The organism is Pseudomonas atacamensis, from assembly GCF_017167965.1.
GTDB classification, from domain to species: Bacteria; Pseudomonadota; Gammaproteobacteria; order Pseudomonadales; family Pseudomonadaceae; genus Aquipseudomonas; species Aquipseudomonas atacamensis.
In genome coordinates, this window is the sequence record NZ_CP070503.1 from 4,863,915 (window position 1) to 4,881,960 (window position 18,046).

An 18,046-nucleotide genomic window follows, 5' to 3' on the forward strand; every position below is an offset into this window, starting at 1 on the left:
TTGACACTGACCTGACGCGATCTCCTGTGGGAGCGAGCCTGCTCGCGAAGGCGACCTGCCAGCCGCCGGCAATGTCGAGTGCACAACCGCTTTCGCGAGCAGGCTCGCTCCCACAGGGGGACTGCTTTGTCAGGAAAGTTACTCGATCCCGACCTGATTACGCCCATTGTTCTTGGCCAGATACAACCCGCGATCCGCTGCCGAAATCAGCAGCCGGCAATCACTCCCTGCCTGGGGCACCATGGTCGCCAGACCGATGCTGATGGTCAGACTGGAGCCCTCGGCCGGCGTGTTGTGCGGAATTTTCAACGCCGCCACGGTCTGGCGCAGTTTCTCGGCCAACAGCCGCGCGCCTCCCGGCGAAGTGTTCGGCAGGACCAGTACAAACTCCTCGCCGCCATAACGCGCTGGCAGATCCGATGGTCGCGCGCTGGCCTCGCGGATCGCCGTGGCAACCTTGCGCAACGCTTCATCGCCTTCAACGTGGCCAAAACTGTCGTTGTACGACTTGAAGTAATCGACGTCGATCATCAGCAATGACAGCTGCGTCTGATCGCGCAGCGAACGGCGCCACTCCAGTTCCAGGTACTCGTCGAAGTGGCGGCGATTGGACAGCCCCGTCAGGCCGTCGGAGTTCATCAGCCTTTGCAGCACCAGGTTGGTGTCGAGCAACTGCTGCTGGCTGACCCGCAACGCTCGGTAAGCGGCGTCGCGCTGCAGCAATGTCATGTAGGACCGCGAGTGGTAGCGGATCCGCGCGACCAGTTCGATGGTGTCCGGCAGCTTCACCAGATAGTCGTTGGCGCCAGCGGAGAACGCCGCGCTTTTGATCAGCGGGTCTTCCTTGGTCGAGAGGACGATGATCGGGATGTCCTTGGTCGCCGGGTGATTGCGGTATTCGCGCACCAGGCTCAGGCCATCGAGGCCGGGCATCACCAGGTCCTGGAGGATCACCGTCGGCTTGATCCGCACCGCCTGGGCGATGGCCTGCTGCGGGTCGGAGCAGAAGTGGAAGTCGATGTTTTCCTGATTCGACAGCCCACGGCGCACCGCTTCGCCGATCATCGCCTGATCATCCACCAACAACACCATGGCGGCGTTTTCGTCGGTTTTAATGTCGTCGATCTGTAAATCATTCATGAGCGGTCACCTGAGTACTGCGGGGGCCTGGATTGCCGATCAACCTGTTCATTTGGGGAAAATCTCCAGCAATCGTGGCGCTATCTTTTCCAGCGGGCGGATTTCCACCGCGGCATCGATCGCCGCGGCAGCCTTGGGCATGCCGTACACCGCACTGCTGTGCTGATCCTGCGCAATGGTCAAATAACCCTGCTGGCGCATGAGCTTAAGCCCTTGCGCGCCATCGCGCCCCATCCCGGTCAATAAAACCCCGACCGCGTCACCGTTCCAGTAACTGGCGACGCTCTCGAAAAACACGTCGATCGAGGGGCGATAGATCTCGTTGACCGGTTCGGCGGTGTAGGCCAGCGTGCCGTTTTTCAACAGGCGAATATGGTGATTGGTCCCGGCCAGCAGCACCGCGCCACTTTGCGGCGGCTCGCCTTCACGGGCCAGACGCACATCGAGGCCGCTGGCACTGGCCAGCCATTCGGCCATGCCGGCGGCGAACACCTGATCGACATGCTGCACCAGCACGATCGCGGCGGAAAAATCTCTCGGCAGGCCTTTGAGCAACACTTCCAGCGCCGCCGGCCCACCGGCAGACGAACCGATCGCCACCAGCCGCTGACGTGACGGCGAACTGCGCGGCGAACTCGGTGCCGGGCGCGCACGTGGCGCCTTGTCGCCGATCAGCCAGCCGATGTTGAGGATCTTGCGCAACAACGGCGCCGCCGCTTCCTGGGCATTGCCGGCGCCAATGGCCGGCGTGTCGACCACGTCCAGCGCGCCGTGGCCCATGGCCTCGAACACGCGGTGCACGTTCTGTTGACGATCTACGGTAACGATGACAATCGCGCACGGCGTCTCGGCCATGATCCGCCGCGTGGCTTCGACGCCGTCCATGATCGGCATGATCAGGTCCATCAGAATCAGATCCGGGGTGTATTCGGCGCAGCGTTGCACCGCCTCGGCGCCGTTGCTGGCGACCCAGATCACCTGATGCGCCGGCTCGAAGGCCAACGCTCGGCGCAGAGCCTCCACCGCCAGGGGCATGTCGTTGACGATTGCGATCCTCATGTCCGCGCTCCTCCGATGAGCTCGACCACTGCATCGAGCAGGGCGTCGTCATGAAAACTGGCTTTGGCCAGATAATAGTCGGCGCCGGCATCCAGTCCACGGCGGCGGTCTTCTTCGCGATCCTTGTACGACACGACCATCACCGGCAGCGATTGCAGACGGTTGTCGCGGCGCAGCAGCGTGACCAGCTCGATGCCGTCCATGCGCGGCATGTCGATGTCGGTGATCAGCAGATCGAAGTTCTCCGAACGCAGCGCATTCCAGCCGTCCATGCCGTCCACCGCCACCGCGACGTCGTAGCCACGATTGAGCAGCAGTTTGCGTTGCAGCTCGCGCACGGTCAGCGAATCGTCGACCACCAAGACTCGCTTGCGCGCCGCTTCGGCAGCTTGATTGCCGTGGCGGGCAATGCGCTCCAGGCGCCCGGTATTGAGCAGTTTGTCCACCGAACGCAGCATGTCTTCGACATCGACGATCAGCACCACCGAACCATCATCGAGCAAGGCCCCGGCGGAGATGTCCTGAACCTTGCCCAGACGCTCGTCCAGCGGCAACACCACCAGCGTGCGCTCACCCACGAAACGCTCGACCGCCACCCCGTAAATCGCCTCGCGCTCGCGTATCACCACGACTTTCAGGGTAGCGCCATCGTTCTGACTGGCCGGGCGATTGAGCAACTGGCTGGCCGCGACCAGCCCGACATGCTGGCCTTCGTGCCAGAAATGCTGACGCCCCTCGACCTGCACAATGTCTTCCGGCGCCAGATCGCACATGCGTTCGATGTGCGCCAGCGGGAACGCGTAAGCCTCTTCACCGACTTCCACCACCAGACTGCGCACCACCGAAAGCGTCAACGGCACCTCCAGATGGAAACGGCTGCCCTCGCCCGCCGTCTGCTCCAGCACCACGGCCCCGCGCAATTGGCGGACCATATGCTGAACAGCGTCCAGGCCGACGCCACGCCCGGACACTTCGGTAACCTTGTCGCGCAGGCTGAATCCCGGCAGAAACAGGAAGGTCAGCAGTTCTTCTTCGCTCAATTGCGCTGCGGTTTCGGCTGGGGATAACTGCCGTTCGACGATGCTGCGGCGGACTTTCTCCAGATCGACGCCACCGCCGTCATCGCTCAATTCCAGCACCAGCAAACCGGCCTGATGGGAAGCGCGCAGGCGAATAAGGCCCTCTTCCGGCTTGCCCTTGAGCAGGCGTTGTTCCGGGGATTCGATGCCGTGATCGACGGCGTTGCGCAGCAAATGAGTCAGCGGCGCTTCGAGCTTTTCCAGCACATCGCGATCGACCTGGGTTTTCTCGCCTTCGATCTCCAGGCGCACCTGCTTGCCGAGGCTGCGACCGAGGTCGCGAACCATGCGCGCCTGCCCGCTCAACACGTCGGCGAACGGGCGCATGCGACAGGCCAGCGCGGTGTCATAGAGCACTTGCGCGCGCTGACTGGCCTGCCAGGCGAATTCGTCGAGTTCGGCGTTTTTCTCGCTGAGCAGTTGCTGCGACTCGGCGAGCAAACGTCGCGCATCTTCCAGCGACTCGAGCGCTTCCAGGCTCAGCGCATGCTCCTTCAGGTGCACATTGAGATTTTCCAGTGCGCGCAGGCCGTTGTTCTGCATGCGTTTGAGGCGCTGCATGGTCGCCAGGTGCGGCTTGAGACGCTGGGTTTCCACCAGCGATTTGCTCGACAGATCGAGCAGGCTGTTCAGGCGCTCGGCGGTAACGCGCAAGACGCGCTCGCCGCCCTCGGTGGTGCGTTTGTTTTTGTGCGGAGTCGGCTCGGCGGGCTCGTCCATGATCGGCGCTGTCGCTGTTGGCGCTGGCTCGATCGACAACTCGGCCATCGGCGGCGTGGCAACCACAGCGGCTGGCGCCGACGGATCGAGCAAACGTCCCATCAGCGTCACGTAGGCTTCAATGTCAGCAGGTTGCGGCGCATTGGCCGGCGTGGCGATGCGCATCAGCAGGTCGGTGCCCTGCAACAACGCGTCGATGTGCTCGGGACGCAGCAACAAACGGCCTTCCTGGGCGCTGACCAGGCAATCTTCCATGACGTGGGCGACGCTGACGCCGCTGTCGATACCAACGATCCGCGCCGCACCTTTGAGCGAGTGCGCCGCGCGCATGCACGACTCCAGTTGATCGGCCTGGGTCGGATTGCGCTCCAGCGCCAGCAGCCCGGCGCTGAGCACATGGGTCTGGGCTTCGGCTTCGAGGCTGAACAGCTCGAGCAGAGAGGCGTCGCGCATTTGCTCGGGGGTCATGTCAGGCTCCGGGTCACGGCGGACAACAGCTGTTCTTCGTCCAGCCAGCGCAGGCTGCGACCGCGATATTGCAGAACGCCACGGGTGTACTTGGCACTGGCCTGCGCACCGGACTGTGAAGCAGCATCGAGGATGCGTTCGTCGATGGCATGAATGCCGTCGACCTCGTCCACCGGCACCACCACCGGCCCGCCATGGGCAGCGATGATCAGCATGCGCGGCATGACTCGCCCGCCGCTGGCCGGCGCAACGCTGGCGCCGAGGTCGAGCAGTTCCACCAGCGACAGGCACGCGACCAGCGCGCCACGGACATTGGCCACGCCGAGCAAGGCCCGCGAGCGCTGGTGCGGCAGCGAATGTATCGCCTGCAACGGCGCAACTTCGACAAGCGTGCGCGTGGCCAGTCCGAGCCATTCCTCGCCGAGGCGAAACATCAGCAGCGAGCGGGTCTTGACGTCGATTTCGACTTTGCTGACCACTGCTTCGCGCTGGTCCTGCTGCAACGAATAGCGGTCGAGCAGGCGCGTGGCGGCGGCGGAATACACCGAGCAGTTGCGGCAATGAATGTGCTCTTCCAGCAACGGGCAGGACTTGTCGCCATGAATGCCGATGCGGTTCCAGCAATCGTCGATGGCGCGGGCGTCTTCGTGGGTAACGTTCAAGGTGTCGGACGCGCTCATCGTTTACGCTCACTGTCGGCGGTGCGCCCGCTGCGGGCGGCGCGCTCCTGCAATCGTCGGGCACCCGCCGTGTCGCCCTGAGCCTGTAGCAACGCGGCCAGGTGCATCAGCGCTTCGGGATGTTGCGGTTCGAGGTACAAGGCCTTGCGATAAAAACCCTGGGCCTCGAGGCTCAGGCCGGCGACATCGCTGAGCAGCCCGAGCCAGTAGAACACCTGCGCCACCGGCTCATGGCTGCGCAGATAGTCTTCGCACGCGGCACGGGCCTCGGCGCTTTTGCCTTCGTTGGCCAGTGCAGCGATTTGCGCCAGCAGCGTCGCGGCGTCGGGGTTGGCAGTTTTTTTCGTCACCGGCAAAGCCGTCACGGCAGCGAACGGCCGATTGCGCACTGGCGCTGGCGGCGCGCTGCGCAATGGCTGGCTGACCGGCACGGCGACCGGTTTGGGCGTCGGCAGCGGTTCGGGGTGCGGCTCGTTATGACGGCTGAAAGCGAACGACTGCGGAATGCCGATCGAGCGCATGCCCAAGCGCCCGAGCAGACTGCCCTCCGCCGGGCCGATAAACAGCACGCCGTCGACATGAGTCAGGCGTTTGAGCACTTCGAACACCTGCTTTTGCGTCGACTGGTCGAAGTAGATCAGCAGGTTGCGGCAGAACACGAAATCGAAGGCTGGCTCGCTCGCCAACAGCGTCGGATCGAGGACATTGCCGACCTGCCAGCGCACCTGTTCGCGAACGTATTCGTTGACCCGGTGGCCGTCCTGCTCAGGCATGAAATGCCGATCGCGAAATTGCAGATCCTGCCCGCGAAACGAATTCTTGCCGTAAACAGCACGGCGCGCCTTGTCCACCGACAACGGGCTGATGTCCATGCCGTCGACCTTGAACTGATGCGGCTTGAGCCCGGCATCAAGCAGGGCCATGGCGATCGAATAGGGTTCTTCGCCGGTCGAGCACGGCAGGCTGAGGATGCGCAACGCGCGCATGTTGTTCAGCTCGGCGAGACGCTGACGGGCCAGTTTGCCCAAGGTGGCGAAGGATTCCGGGTAACGGAAAAACCATGTTTCCGGAACGATCACCGCTTCGATCAGCGCCTGCTGTTCATCCCGCGAGCCTTGCAACAGCTGCCAGTATTCGTCGGCGTGGGCGGCTTGGGACAACGTGGTGCGCTGGCGCACGGCACGCTCGATGATCGCCGCGCCCACCGACGCGACATCGAGGCCGATGCGTTCCTTGAGGAAATCGAAAAAGCGCTGCTCACTGCTCATGGCTGCGCCTCAAGCTGCGCCGGATCACGCGGCGGATCGGGGAACAGCAAGCTGCGCACGGCGTCATCGAGCAAGTCATTGACCCGCACCCATTGCAGCAATCCCTGCGCATCTTCGCGCACCGGGCCGAGGTACGGCGCCTCGCGGTTATCGAGGCCGTAGGGCTGGAAATCTTGCGGATGACAGCGCAGCGTGTCGGTGGCCTGCTCAAGAATCAGCCCGAGCCATTGCGCTGCTTGCGCTTGATCCGGCTGATAATTGACCAGCACCAGCCGCGTGCTGGTGCGCGCCTCGGCGGGTCGGCCGAAAGTCAGCGCGCTGAGATCGATCACCGGCACCACCGCCCCGCGATAGGCGAACACCCCGGCCACCCAATGCGGCGCCCGGGCAACCGGCTTCAACGGCAGGCGCGGCAGCACTTCGGCCACTTCGGTGGCACGCAGGGCGTAGCGTTCGCTGCCGATGCGAAACAGCAGAAACAGCGCCTGCTTCGCCACTGGCGCGGCGCCACGCTTGGCGATGATTTCGCTCATCAGACTTTGAATCGCGAAACGCCGCTGCGCAGGCCGACGGCCACCTGGCTCAGTTCGTCGATGGCGAAACTGGCCTGACGCAGCGATTCGACGGTCTGGCTGCTGGCATCGCCCAACTGCACCAGCGCATGGTTGATCTGCTCGGCGCCAGTGGCCTGGGCCTGCATGCCTTCGTTGACCATCAGCACGCGCGGCGCCAGTGCCTGCACCTGATGGATGATCTGCGACAGCTGCTCGCCGACCTGCTGCACTTCCGACATGCCCCGGCGTACTTCTTCGGAAAACTTGTCCATGCCCATCACCCCGGCCGACACCGCCGACTGGATCTCGCGGACCATCTGTTCAATGTCGTAGGTGGCCACGGCAGTCTGATCGGCCAGACGCCGGACTTCGGTGGCGACCACGGCAAAACCGCGACCGTACTCGCCGGCCTTCTCGGCTTCGATCGCCGCGTTGAGCGACAGCAGGTTGGTCTGGTCAGCCACTTTGACGATGGTCACCACCACCTGATTGATGTTGCCGGCCTTCTCATTGAGGATCGCCAGTTTGGCGTTGACCAGATCCGCCGCGCCCATGACCGAGTGCATGGTGTCTTCCATGCGCGCCAGGCCTTGCTGGCCGGAGCCGGCGAGCACCGAGGCCTGATCGGCAGCGGTGGACACTTCGGTCATGGTGCGCACCAGATCCCGCGAGGTCGCGGCGATCTCACGGGAGGTTGCGCCGATTTCGGTGGTAGTCGCTGCGGTTTCGGTGGCGGTGGCTTGTTGCTGCTTGGAAGTGGCGGCGATCTCGGTCACCGAAGTGGTCACCTGCACCGAAGAGCGCTGGGCCTGGGATACCAGCGACGTCAGCTCGGTCATCATGTCGTTGAAGCCGGTTTCGACCGCGCCGAACTCGTCCTTGCGATCAAGGTTCAGGCGCGAACTCAGATCGCCGGTGCGCATGATGTCGAGGATGGTCACGATGCGATTCATCGGCGCCATGATCGCGCGCATCAACAGCAGACCGCAGAGGCCGGCGGCCAGCACCGCAACCAGCAGGGAAATGACCATGCTGACTTTGGCCGTTGCCACCGCGTCGTCGATATTGGCCATGGCGTTATCAGCGACGACTTTGTTCTCGCCAATGATGTCGTTGAGCTTCATGCGTCCGGTGTACCACGCCGGGGTCAGCTTCTCGTTGAACAGCTTGATGGCATCGGCTTCCAGATTGCGCTTGTGCAGGTCCAGCACGGCATCCTGAATCTGCATGTAGGTATCGTGGTACTTCTCGAACAGGGCGAATTCGGAACGGTCTTCATCGGTGGCCATGGTCTTGCGATAGCTGGCCATATGTTCTTGCAGACGCGCCTCGAACGCCTTGTAGTCGGCAGCGTCTTCACTGGAAACGCCCTGGCCTTCCTTGAGGCCGAGCAGTTTTTGGGTCTGCAAATAACTGTCGACCCAAGCGCCGCGAATCATCGAGCTGTAATAGACGCCGGGGATGGCATCGTCGCGCACGCTGTTTTCACTGGCCTCGATCTTCAACAACCGCGAGTAGGACAGCACCACCATCAACAGCATGATGGCGATAATCACCGCAAAGCTCGCCAAAATGCGTTGGCGCAACGTCCAGTTCTTCACAGTGAATCCTCGTGCCTGATCGAAATGCGGGGAGTATAGCCGAGCGCGGTGTTTCATTTATAAGACGCTTTCGCTGGCAGCACTGTCCCTGTGGGAGCGAGCCTGCTCGCGAAGGCAACACCGCAGTCCCAGCAAATACCCAACTGCGCAAGAAGTTGCGCAGTAGGTCGTAATATTTCAGGGCCTAAATCCTCTGCAGCTCAAGCGGCGCAAGGCCTGCAGCCAAGTGCGCAAGAAGTTGCGCAGTACTGCGCAACTTATTGCGCACTTTCTCCCGATTTTCCCGCTGAGAATCGCCCCGAATGATCACCAACTACCGTGGCGCCCCCGCCATCCGGGCACCTCGCAAAACCTGGCACGCTCCTTGATAACTCTCAGCCACCCACCGGGCGATTTCGCCTCCGGGCACCCTAACTTTATCCGCAAGGAGAGCACCCCATGGCAACACCAGCGTACATGTCGGTTACCGGCGAAAAACAAGGCCTGATCACTGCCGGCGCTTTCACCGCCGACTCCGTTGGCAACACCTACCAGGAAGGCCACGAAGACCAGGTCATGGTTCAGGCTTTCACCCACGACGTGATCATCCCGCGTGACCCGCAATCCGGTCAGCCAACCGGTCAGCGCGTTCACAAGCCAGTTGTGATCACCAAGGTCTACGACAAGGCTTCGCCACTGCTGCAAGCAGCTCTGACTTCCGGCGAGCGCATGAGCGAAATCGTTATCCAGTGGTACCGCACTTCGGCTCAAGGCACCCAAGAGCACTACTACACCACCAAACTGGAAGACGCGATCATCGTCGCCATCAACAACAAAATGCACAACTGCCAGGATCCAGGCAACGCGCACTTCACCCACCTGGAAGAAGTGCAGTTCACCTACCGCAAAATCACCTGGACCCACGAAGTATCCGGTACTTCGGGTTCCGATGACTGGCGTGCTCCAGTCGTTTAATTACGGCTGACCGTTACACGCATCGGCCAGCTCTGCTGGTCGATGTTGTTTACGCCCCTCCAGAATTTCGCGTACGTTGAGCCGCTTTTTTGCGGTCGTCGACGAGCGCCGCTGTACAGCACGAGGAACAAGGGATGTTCGCGCCGGCCAATGAAACCCACTTTGCCCTGACCATCGAAGGGCTTTCCGCCGACTTTCAGGTATTTACCCTCACCGGTCGGGAAGCCATCAGCCAGCCTTTTGTCTTTGAGGTGGAACTGGTCAGTGAGCAGCCGTCGCTGGACCTCGAAACCCTGCTGCACAAACCGGCCTTTCTGCAGCTGTCGCCTGACGGCAGCGGCATCCATGGCCAGATCTACCGCGCCGCGCAAGGCGATTCCGGCAAGCGCTTGACCCGTTATTCGGTGACCTTGCGTCCGCAACTGGCGTATCTCGCGCACCGCATCAACCAGCGCATCTTCCAGAACCTCAGCGTGCCGAAAATCATCGGCATGGTGCTGGAAGAGCACGGCATTCAAGGCAACGCCTACGAATTCAAGACCGGTTCGATCTATCCCGAACGCATCTACTGCGTGCAATACGACGAGTCGGATCTGCATTTCATCCAGCGCCTGTGTGAAGAAGAAGGCATTCATTTCCACTTCCAGCACAGCGCCACCGCGCACAAGTTGGTGTTCGGCGACGACCAGACGGTGTTCCCGAAACTGGCCCCTGTGCCCTATCAGCAAGACTCCGGCATGGTCGCCAGCAACCCGGTGATCAAGCGCTTCGACCTGCGCCTGGAAACCCGCACCAGCCGCACCACCCGCCGCGACTACGACTTCGAAAAACCGCGCCTGACCCTGGAAAGCGAAAACCGTGGCGACGCCCTGCCCGACCTCGAAGACTACGATTACCCGGGCCGCTTCATCGACCGCGAGCGCGGCAAGCACCTGGCCAAACGCGCCCTCGAACGCCATCGCAGCGACTTCCAATTGGCCGAAGGCAAGAGTGATCAGCCACTGCTGGTCAGCGGCCATTTCCTCGCCCTGACCGAACACCCGAAAGCCAAGTGGAACGACCTCTGGCTGCTCACCGAAGTCCTGCATGAAGGCAAGCAGCCGCAAGTGCTCGAGGAGTCGGTGACCAGTGACACCACCGCGCTGAAAGACGATTTCCACCAGGGCTACCGCAACCGCTTCCAGGCCACGCCATGGGACGTACCCAACCGCCCGCCGCTGCGCCACCCGAAACCGCGAATCCTCGGCAGCCAGAGCGCGGTGGTCACCGGCCCGAAAGGCGAAGAAATCCACTGCGACGAATACGGCCGGGTCAAAGTCCAGTTCCATTGGGACCGCGAAGGACAGGCCGACGACAAGACCAGTTGCTGGCTGCGCGTCTCCAGCGCCTGGGCCGGCGCCCAGTACGGCGGCATCGCCATCCCGCGCATCGGCATGGAAGTGCTGGTCACCTTCCTTGAGGGCGACCCCGACCAACCACTGATCAGCGGCTGCCTGTACCACAAGGAAAACACCGTCCCCTATCCCCTGCCGGCGAACAAGACCCGCAGCACCTTCAAGACCCTGAGCTCCATGGGCGGTGGCGGCTACAACGAACTGCGCATCGAAGACAAGAAAGGCCAGGAACAGATCTACCTGCACGCCCAGCGCGACTGGGACGAAAACATCGAGCACGATCAGAAAATCCGCGTCGGCAACGAACGCCACGACACCGTCGAGCAAAACAGCTATACGGAGTTCAAAGCCGAAGAACACCACACCGTCTACGCCGACCGCAAAGTCGAAACCCGCGCCAACGACCACCTCACCGTCGGTGTGAATCAGCACATCAAGATCGGCACGGGCCAGTTCATCGACGCAGGCCAGGAAATCCACCTGAGCAGCGGCATGAAAGTGGTGATGGAAGCTGGCGCCGAACTCACGCTGGTCGGCGGCGGCAGCTTCATCAAGATCGACGCCGGCGGCGTGACCATGAGCGGGCCGGTGATCAACATGAATTCCGGTGGCAGCCCTGGCAGTGGGACTGGTGCTGCGCCCTTGATGCCCGGCGTGTTGAAACAAGCGGATGCCGACAAGGCCGGCCAAGTCCTGACCCCGGCGCAAATCAATACCCTAAAACGTAACGCGCCGTTCTGCGAAGAATGCGAAAAATGCAAGGCAGGTGCCTGTGCCATCTGAACCAATCACCCCCAAGGACTGGCTGGCGCAACAGCCGCTGCAAAGCGGCGAGCGTTTGTATTTGGTGATCAGCGCGGCGAGTGATGCCGAACCGCTTAAGCCCTTCTATCAACAAGATGCCGCACCACAACTACTGCCTATCTGGAGTGGAACGCCCTACGCCGATTGGCTACCCGTAATGCCGTATCTCGCCGAGATCAGTACCAATGCCAGTTTTCTGCAATGGATTACTGAAACCGCTGCATTGGATTGGGGTTGGCTTGCGGTATCCACCAGCGCGCCGGAAACGGTGCTGGAGCATTTGCGCAGCCTGACTCAAGTAAAAATGCCCGACGCTACTGAAGTGTTTTTCAGATTCTGGGATGGTCGGCATTTTCATCCGATCATCGAGGGGTTAGGTGCTACGGCAGGTGAATTGCTGCCCGTGTTCCAACGCTATCTGATTAACGGACAGTGTCTCGAAGTCGGCAGAAGAGCGGTACCTCCCGCAAAAGATTGGCCCTGGTGGGAAATTCCCCAAGCACTATTGGATGCCCTCGCTAAAAAAAATCACACCACCGTCGTCGAGAACCTGATGCAGTGGCTATCAGAAGATTGCCCTGAGTTGTACTTCGAATTACCCGAAGCCAACCTGCGCAGAAAGGTTGAGCGCTTCGTGCGCCAGAACCCAAACACAGAAGATATGGCAGAACGTCTCGCCGCACAGCTGACAAAGGAAGTCACGTCATGAATACCCCGATTGGTACCCTGGTCCTGCGTGTGCTGGACGCCAAAGCGCCTGACGTGAATCTGATACTCAAAGACTTCAAAAACTGCCTGAGTGATTACAAGGAATGGGCAGACGGTTTCTGGACTGGTTGGGCGCTGGACGTCGACCAGACCTTCAAGGTCGGCAATGAAGTCCGAGTGACTGAACGAAAGACCAAAACGGGTGCCGTGGAAACATACGCAACCTGCCCACTGGTGGGTGATTTCACGCTGATCCACATGTTTGAGTCAGCGCGATTTGTACCTATCGGAAATACTCCAGTGAAACTGGAGCCAGTCACCAAAGGCACCTTTTACGACGACGTTACCGGTCCGGTCATCGAAACCATGATCGGCCCAAGCGGCATCAAAGTGATAGATGGGGCCAAAAAGGGCCAGACCTATCGCATCACGTTCTTCCCCAACGTATCCCAGAGTGACGTCAAAGCCCTCTATGGCTCCTATCAAGGCGTTATCGGCAAGCTTGAAGGCTGGCTGCAAAGCGAATGGTCGAGCAAGTTTCAGCCGCAGTGGGCGAGCTACTCGGCGGCAGATCGTGCGGGGCGCTCGGTCATTTTGCTCAAACGAGCGCTGGACGGTTTTGAGCAAGCTCTCCTCCGTCTGTGGGATGACATCAAAAGCCTGTTCGACCTGCTCGCTCATCCTCAAAAAAACTACGCAAAACTCAAAGAATATTTGTCGGACGTCGAAATCGACAAGCTATACGCTGCTTCGAAAGAGTCCATTGCTTCAGGGTTGCTGATCCTCAGCGACGAACCGCTGATGTTCATCTATGTCTCGGCGATCGTGGCTTGGGTCGGCATGCTCCCGCCGCAGGTAATCGTCGACGTTATGACGGCGATCGCTTCGGAGTTTCTGATCAACGTACTACTGGGTATCTGCCTGACAGGTGGCGCTGGACTTGCTGTAAGAGCCGGGACAAAAGTCATTACCACGGTCAAATCGGGCGAAGCGATTAAGTATCTGGACGATCTTGCATCTACCCTGATGACACTCAGTAGCAAACACGCCTTGCCCGCCCATGCGCAAGCGTCGAAACCAATCATCGCCAGCGCCAAGAATGTGCCGATGAAGCCTGCCAAAACCGCAGTGCTGAAAATCGATGAAGCTACCACCGAGGCGCCAAAGGCTGGCTCGCGTAACGCTGAACCCAAAAGTCATGTAGCGGGGCTGCCGCCCAAAAGCCAGCTGCCGAAAACTACAGATACTCCAAAACAGGAAGTCAAAGACGCTTCTTCGTTTCCACGAGACAAAAAACAGAATCAAACCTCGCTCCAGCCAAAGGAAAAGGTCGACGACGCTCCCGATCAATCCAAGACGCCCGACGACAAAAGCGCCACCTGCGCCAAGAAAACCTGCACCAATGGCTGCCCGGTTTCGATGGTGACGGGTGAAGAGCTGTTGACGATTACCGACGGTGAACTCGGCGGTTTGTTGCCCTTTACATGGACACGCCTCTATCGCACCAGTGCGGCGGAAATCGACTGCGGCCTCGGTTATGGTTGGAGTCACGCCCTCGCCCAGCGAGTGGACATCAATGGCGATGAAGTCGTTTGGACTGACCACGAAAACCGTGTCACGACGTTTCCGATGCCGAGCGAACAGCGTCCGGCAATCACCAATAGCCTTTCGGAAGCGGCCATCTTCATTGGCGGTGATGCTTCCGAGCTTGTACTCACACAGGCAGGTGAACGTAAGCAGTTCTATCACTTCCGCTTCAACAGCAAAGGCGCGACGCTGATTGCCATCAGCGATAATTACGACAACCGTGTACATATCACCCGAGATATCCATGGTCGCATCAAGCGTGTGGACAACGGGGCCGGTCGAGCACTTCTGGTTCGGTATGACCGCAAACACATCATCGCTATCGACTATCAGCAATTTGTCCCGGCAGACACACTGGAAGATGCGTGGAGCACCGTGCAGACCCTGGTCACTTACACGTACGATGCTCAGCAGCGCCTGACCAACGCGACGAACGCTGCCGGTGAGTCTGAGCGTTACACCTACAACGAACAGAACGTCATTCTCGAGCGGCAACTTGCAGGTGGCGCGAGCTTCTACTGGGAGTGGGAAAAGGAAGGCAAGTCCGCACGCTGCATCCATCACTGGGCCAGTTTCTCTCAGATGGATGCGCACTATGCGTGGGATGACAAAGGCAGCGTCACCGTTACCAACGCCGATGGCAGTGAAGAAGTCTATACCCACGATGACAAGGCGCGACTTGTCGCCAAGGTTGATCCGGATGGTGCCGAGCACTTAAAAGCCTATGACGATAAAGGCCGACTGATCGCCGAAAAAGACCCAATGGGTGCGGTCACGGATTATCAGTACAACGAGGCCGGCCGTTTGATCGCGGTGATACCGCCAGAAGACGCGCCGACCACCTACGAGTACTACAAGGGCTTTGTCCGTGTGGTGAATCGCGGTACCGCCAAATGGGTCTACTGGCGTAACGACCAGGGGGACATCACTGAACAAGTCGATCCGGACGGCAACTCGACGCATTACACCTATGATCGCCAAGGACGGCTGCTGGAGATCCGCCATCCTGACGGTAGCCGTCACCAACTGGGGTGGAACAATCTCGGCCAATTGCTGGAGGAGCGCCTGCCGGACGGAGGCCAGCGCAAATACCGCTACGACGCACTCGGTCGGCAGATCACACGTCAGGCTGAAACCGGAGCGATTACTCACTATGAATGGGACGCTGCGAATCGGCTGGCACAAATTACCCTGCCCGGCGGCGCTACTCGGGCGTTCAGTTACAACCCATACGGTCGCGTCACCGCAGAGCGCGACGAACTGGGTCGGATCACGCGCTATGAATACGCCGACAATCTCCATCTGGTCAGCCGTCGAATCAATCCGGACGGCAGCCAACTGCACTATCGCTACGATAATGCGCGTCTTTTGCTCACTGAAATCGAAAACGAACGCGGTGAGCATTACCGACTCGATTACTACAGCAACGGCCTGATCCAGCAGGAAACCGGCTTCGACGGGCGTCGCACTGCGTATGAGTACGACCTCAACGGCAAACTGCTGAAGAAAACCGAATACGGCGACGACGGCAGTGAACTAGTGACCGAGTACCAGCGCGACGCCTCTGGCCGCTTGCTGGTCAAAACCCTCGCAGATGGCGAGGAAATCCATTACAGCTACGATGCCTTGGGTCGCTTGGTAAACGTTGACGACGGCCACTGGCCCCTCGCCTATGAGTACGACGTACAAGATCGTCTCATTACTGAGCACCAAGGCTGGGGCACCACGCGTTACGAGTACGACAGCGTCGGCCAATTGAGTCACTGCCGACTCCCTGATGGCAGCACGCTTGATTATCGTCACCTGTCCGGCGGCCGACTGAGCAGTATCGACCTCAATGGCTCGCGCCTGACTACGCACCAATTCGACGCTGGCCGCGAACGGCAGCGCCAACAAGGCGTACTGCTGAGCCAATACCAATACGACGAACAGGGCAGGCTTCAAGCGCACACCGTGGGTCAGCAAGACCGCAACCTGTTCCAGCGCCGCTACGCCTACGATGAAAATGGCAATTTGGCCGGCATCGATGACAGCCGCAAGGGAAACCGCAGCTACCACTACGACCCACTGGATCGTCTGGTCAGTGTTCGCGGTGCCATACCCGAAACCTTCGCTCACGACCCAGCCGGCAACTTGCTCGGTCAAAACGATCTGCCAACGGCAAACCTTGCCGACGTCAAAGGTAATCGCCTGCTTATGCAAGGTGACCGCCACTACGACTACGATGCCTATGGCAACCTGACCCGCGAACGGCGTGGAACCGGCCAGCGTCTGGTCACCGAATACCACTATGACTGCCAGCACCGTTTGATCGGCGTTAGCCTACCCGGAGGCAGTACCGCAACCTATAAATACGACGCTTTTGGCCGTCGCATTGAAAAAACCGTTGACGGACAAACGACTGAATTCCTCTGGCAAGGCGAGCGCCTGATCGCCGAAAGTGCTGAGAGTCGCTACCGCACCTACATCTACGAGCCTGGTAGCTTCCGCCCGCTGGCAATGCTCGATGGCGAAGGCCCACTGAAGGCCACGCCGTTCTATTACCAACTCGACCATCTCGGCACGCCGCAAGAACTCACCGACTTCAGTGGCGAGATCATGTGGTCTGCGAAATACCGTGCCTACGGCAACCTGGCAGCGTTGGACGTCGCCGAAATCGACAACCCTTTGCGTTTCCAGGGTCAGTATTTCGATGCCGAGACGGGGTTACATTACAACCGGCACCGCTACTACAATCCTGGGACTGGACGGTTTTTGACACCGGATCCGATCAAACTTGCGGGTGGGTTGAACAACTACCAGTATGTGCCCAACCCTACGGGGTGGGTTGATCCGTTGGGCTTAAATTCAACGTGCCCTGAACCCGATTGCAAATTACCAACAAATTCTGCGAATGCTACAAAACCTGACCACCTTCCTATGAGTCAGGAAAAATTCGATGAAATTATCGATATGAACAAGGCGGATAGGCCGCCAAGCCCCAATGAGTATCTGCCGGATAGTTACGTTAGTGCGCACCGCGAGCTTTTTGCAAAAGAAGGGGGATCTTTCGTAGTGATCGAGAGCTGGATCACCGACTCAAGATATCCAAGTTTTCCACAAAGAAAATTTGTCGGACTTACCTCTGAAATGGACGAAGTTGTCAAGAAATATAGAGCAGCGGGAAATGACTGGAATGTTCTCAACAAGGAACTAAATCTCGGTGCAAAAACCCTAGAAGGTGAGAGCATATACATCGTCAAAATAAAACCGGATGATCCGAGATTCAGCTACGAAATGCCAAACGGGCGTGAAAACGGCGCTTATCCTAACCAATGGGTCCCAGGCGGAGCTACCAAAAGCGGAACAAAAGAGGCAGCATTGATCGGCTCAGAAAATGTTACTCACAACAGTGACATTGGAACGTTGTTGAAAAATTTTGAAGACTGGGAAAAGCTTCAATGAAGACGACTTTTGAAACGGCTTTAGAACTTCATGAAATATCTGACTTTTTTAAAGGTAAGGGACAATATTTCGCCCGCGGCTCCGATTGGGGAGACCATCTATTCATCAGCAACTGGCAGGAAATGTGCGGAGTTTTAAAACATCAAAAAGCTGCACAAAGCCTGCTAACGACCATATTTGAAGATTACGCAAAATACTTAAAAGAAGATTATTCAGATGCAGAAGGATTGCTTTCAAACATAAGCGCGTACTACACACTTAAAAGCAAAATCGCGTTTCTGTCCGCCAACAATTACGATTTAATTGAAAGCATTGATGAAAAAAGCAAGAAAAATATAGGGAAATTATTTCGCCTCCTTAGACAGCAATACGACGTCAAAAACAAAGATTTGCCAAAATACAAATTTGATGACGAGATCAAGCGATTAAAACTCAAGGGCTGTCTAATTGATCTCGAACGCCTTTAACGATACATGTACGCCACAAATACACGTACAAAAGCAGAAGAAGCAAAAGGGGACAGATTTGTTGTCTACAAACTGAATATAAATCTGTCCCCTTTTCGTTTCGTCGCGGCAAAGCCAGT

12 protein-coding genes are annotated in these 18,046 nt (G+C 59.1%); 5 read left to right on the forward strand and 7 right to left on the reverse strand.

Features of this window, described 5'->3' with window-relative positions:
* Positions 1-138: 138 nt before the first annotated feature.
* Genes JWU58_RS22265 through JWU58_RS22295 form a run of 7 tightly spaced genes read right to left on the reverse strand, consistent with a single transcriptional unit; the run spans position 139 to position 8,569 of the window.
* On the reverse strand, positions 139-1,140 hold the full coding sequence (locus tag JWU58_RS22265; protein ID WP_041478162.1) for a response regulator: 1,002 nt from the start codon (positions 1,138-1,140) through the stop codon (positions 139-141).
* A gap of 48 nt (positions 1,141-1,188) precedes the next feature.
* Positions 1,189-2,199 carry a chemotaxis response regulator protein-glutamate methylesterase gene (cheB, locus tag JWU58_RS22270; protein ID WP_137215243.1) on the reverse strand — a complete coding sequence of 337 codons (1,011 nt, stop codon included), beginning with the start codon at positions 2,197-2,199 and terminating at the stop codon, positions 1,189-1,191.
* Positions 2,196-4,466, reverse strand: a complete 2,271-nt coding sequence (locus tag JWU58_RS22275; protein ID WP_110600171.1) for a hybrid sensor histidine kinase/response regulator — start codon at positions 4,464-4,466, stop codon at positions 2,196-2,198. The genes cheB and JWU58_RS22275 overlap by 4 nt, the downstream gene beginning before the upstream one ends.
* Positions 4,463-5,146 (reverse strand): chemotaxis protein CheW, encoded by a 684-nt coding sequence (locus JWU58_RS22280; protein ID WP_110600173.1) that lies wholly within the window; start codon positions 5,144-5,146, stop codon positions 4,463-4,465. The genes JWU58_RS22275 and JWU58_RS22280 overlap by 4 nt, the downstream gene beginning before the upstream one ends.
* Positions 5,143-6,414 carry a CheR family methyltransferase gene (locus tag JWU58_RS22285; protein WP_206420997.1) on the reverse strand — a complete coding sequence of 424 codons (1,272 nt, stop codon included), beginning with the start codon at positions 6,412-6,414 and terminating at the stop codon, positions 5,143-5,145. Before JWU58_RS22285 ends, JWU58_RS22280 begins: the two co-directional genes overlap by 4 nt.
* Positions 6,411-6,947, reverse strand: coding sequence for a chemotaxis protein CheW (locus JWU58_RS22290; protein ID WP_206420998.1), 537 nt, complete (start codon positions 6,945-6,947; stop codon positions 6,411-6,413). The genes JWU58_RS22285 and JWU58_RS22290 overlap by 4 nt, the downstream gene beginning before the upstream one ends.
* The gene (locus JWU58_RS22295; RefSeq protein WP_076566055.1) at positions 6,947-8,569 is read right to left on the reverse strand and encodes a methyl-accepting chemotaxis protein; all 1,623 of its coding nucleotides are present in this window, start codon (positions 8,567-8,569) and stop codon (positions 6,947-6,949) included. Before JWU58_RS22295 ends, JWU58_RS22290 begins: the two co-directional genes overlap by 1 nt.
* 438 nt (positions 8,570-9,007) lie before the next feature.
* On the opposite strand from JWU58_RS22295, the gene JWU58_RS22300 reads away from it, so the two are divergent.
* The 5 genes from JWU58_RS22300 (at position 9,008) to JWU58_RS22320 (ending at position 17,927) form a co-directional block, all read left to right on the forward strand.
* A complete protein-coding gene (locus JWU58_RS22300) occupies positions 9,008-9,523 on the forward strand; it encodes an Hcp family type VI secretion system effector (protein ID WP_007949952.1) in 516 nt (171 codons plus the stop codon).
* Between the two features lie 134 nt (positions 9,524-9,657).
* Positions 9,658-11,700, forward strand: a complete 2,043-nt coding sequence (locus tag JWU58_RS22305; protein ID WP_125918680.1) for a type VI secretion system Vgr family protein — start codon at positions 9,658-9,660, stop codon at positions 11,698-11,700.
* A complete protein-coding gene (locus JWU58_RS22310) occupies positions 11,690-12,430 on the forward strand; it encodes a DUF4123 domain-containing protein (protein ID WP_206420999.1) in 741 nt (246 codons plus the stop codon). The genes JWU58_RS22305 and JWU58_RS22310 overlap by 11 nt, the downstream gene beginning before the upstream one ends.
* On the forward strand, positions 12,427-17,460 hold the full coding sequence (locus tag JWU58_RS22315) for an RHS repeat-associated core domain-containing protein (protein ID WP_206421000.1): 5,034 nt from the start codon (positions 12,427-12,429) through the stop codon (positions 17,458-17,460). Before JWU58_RS22310 ends, JWU58_RS22315 begins: the two co-directional genes overlap by 4 nt.
* Complete coding sequence (locus tag JWU58_RS22320; protein ID WP_206421001.1) at positions 17,457-17,927, forward strand: hypothetical protein; 471 nt, start codon at positions 17,457-17,459, stop codon at positions 17,925-17,927. Before JWU58_RS22315 ends, JWU58_RS22320 begins: the two co-directional genes overlap by 4 nt.
* The last annotated feature ends 119 nt before the right edge of the window (positions 17,928-18,046 follow it).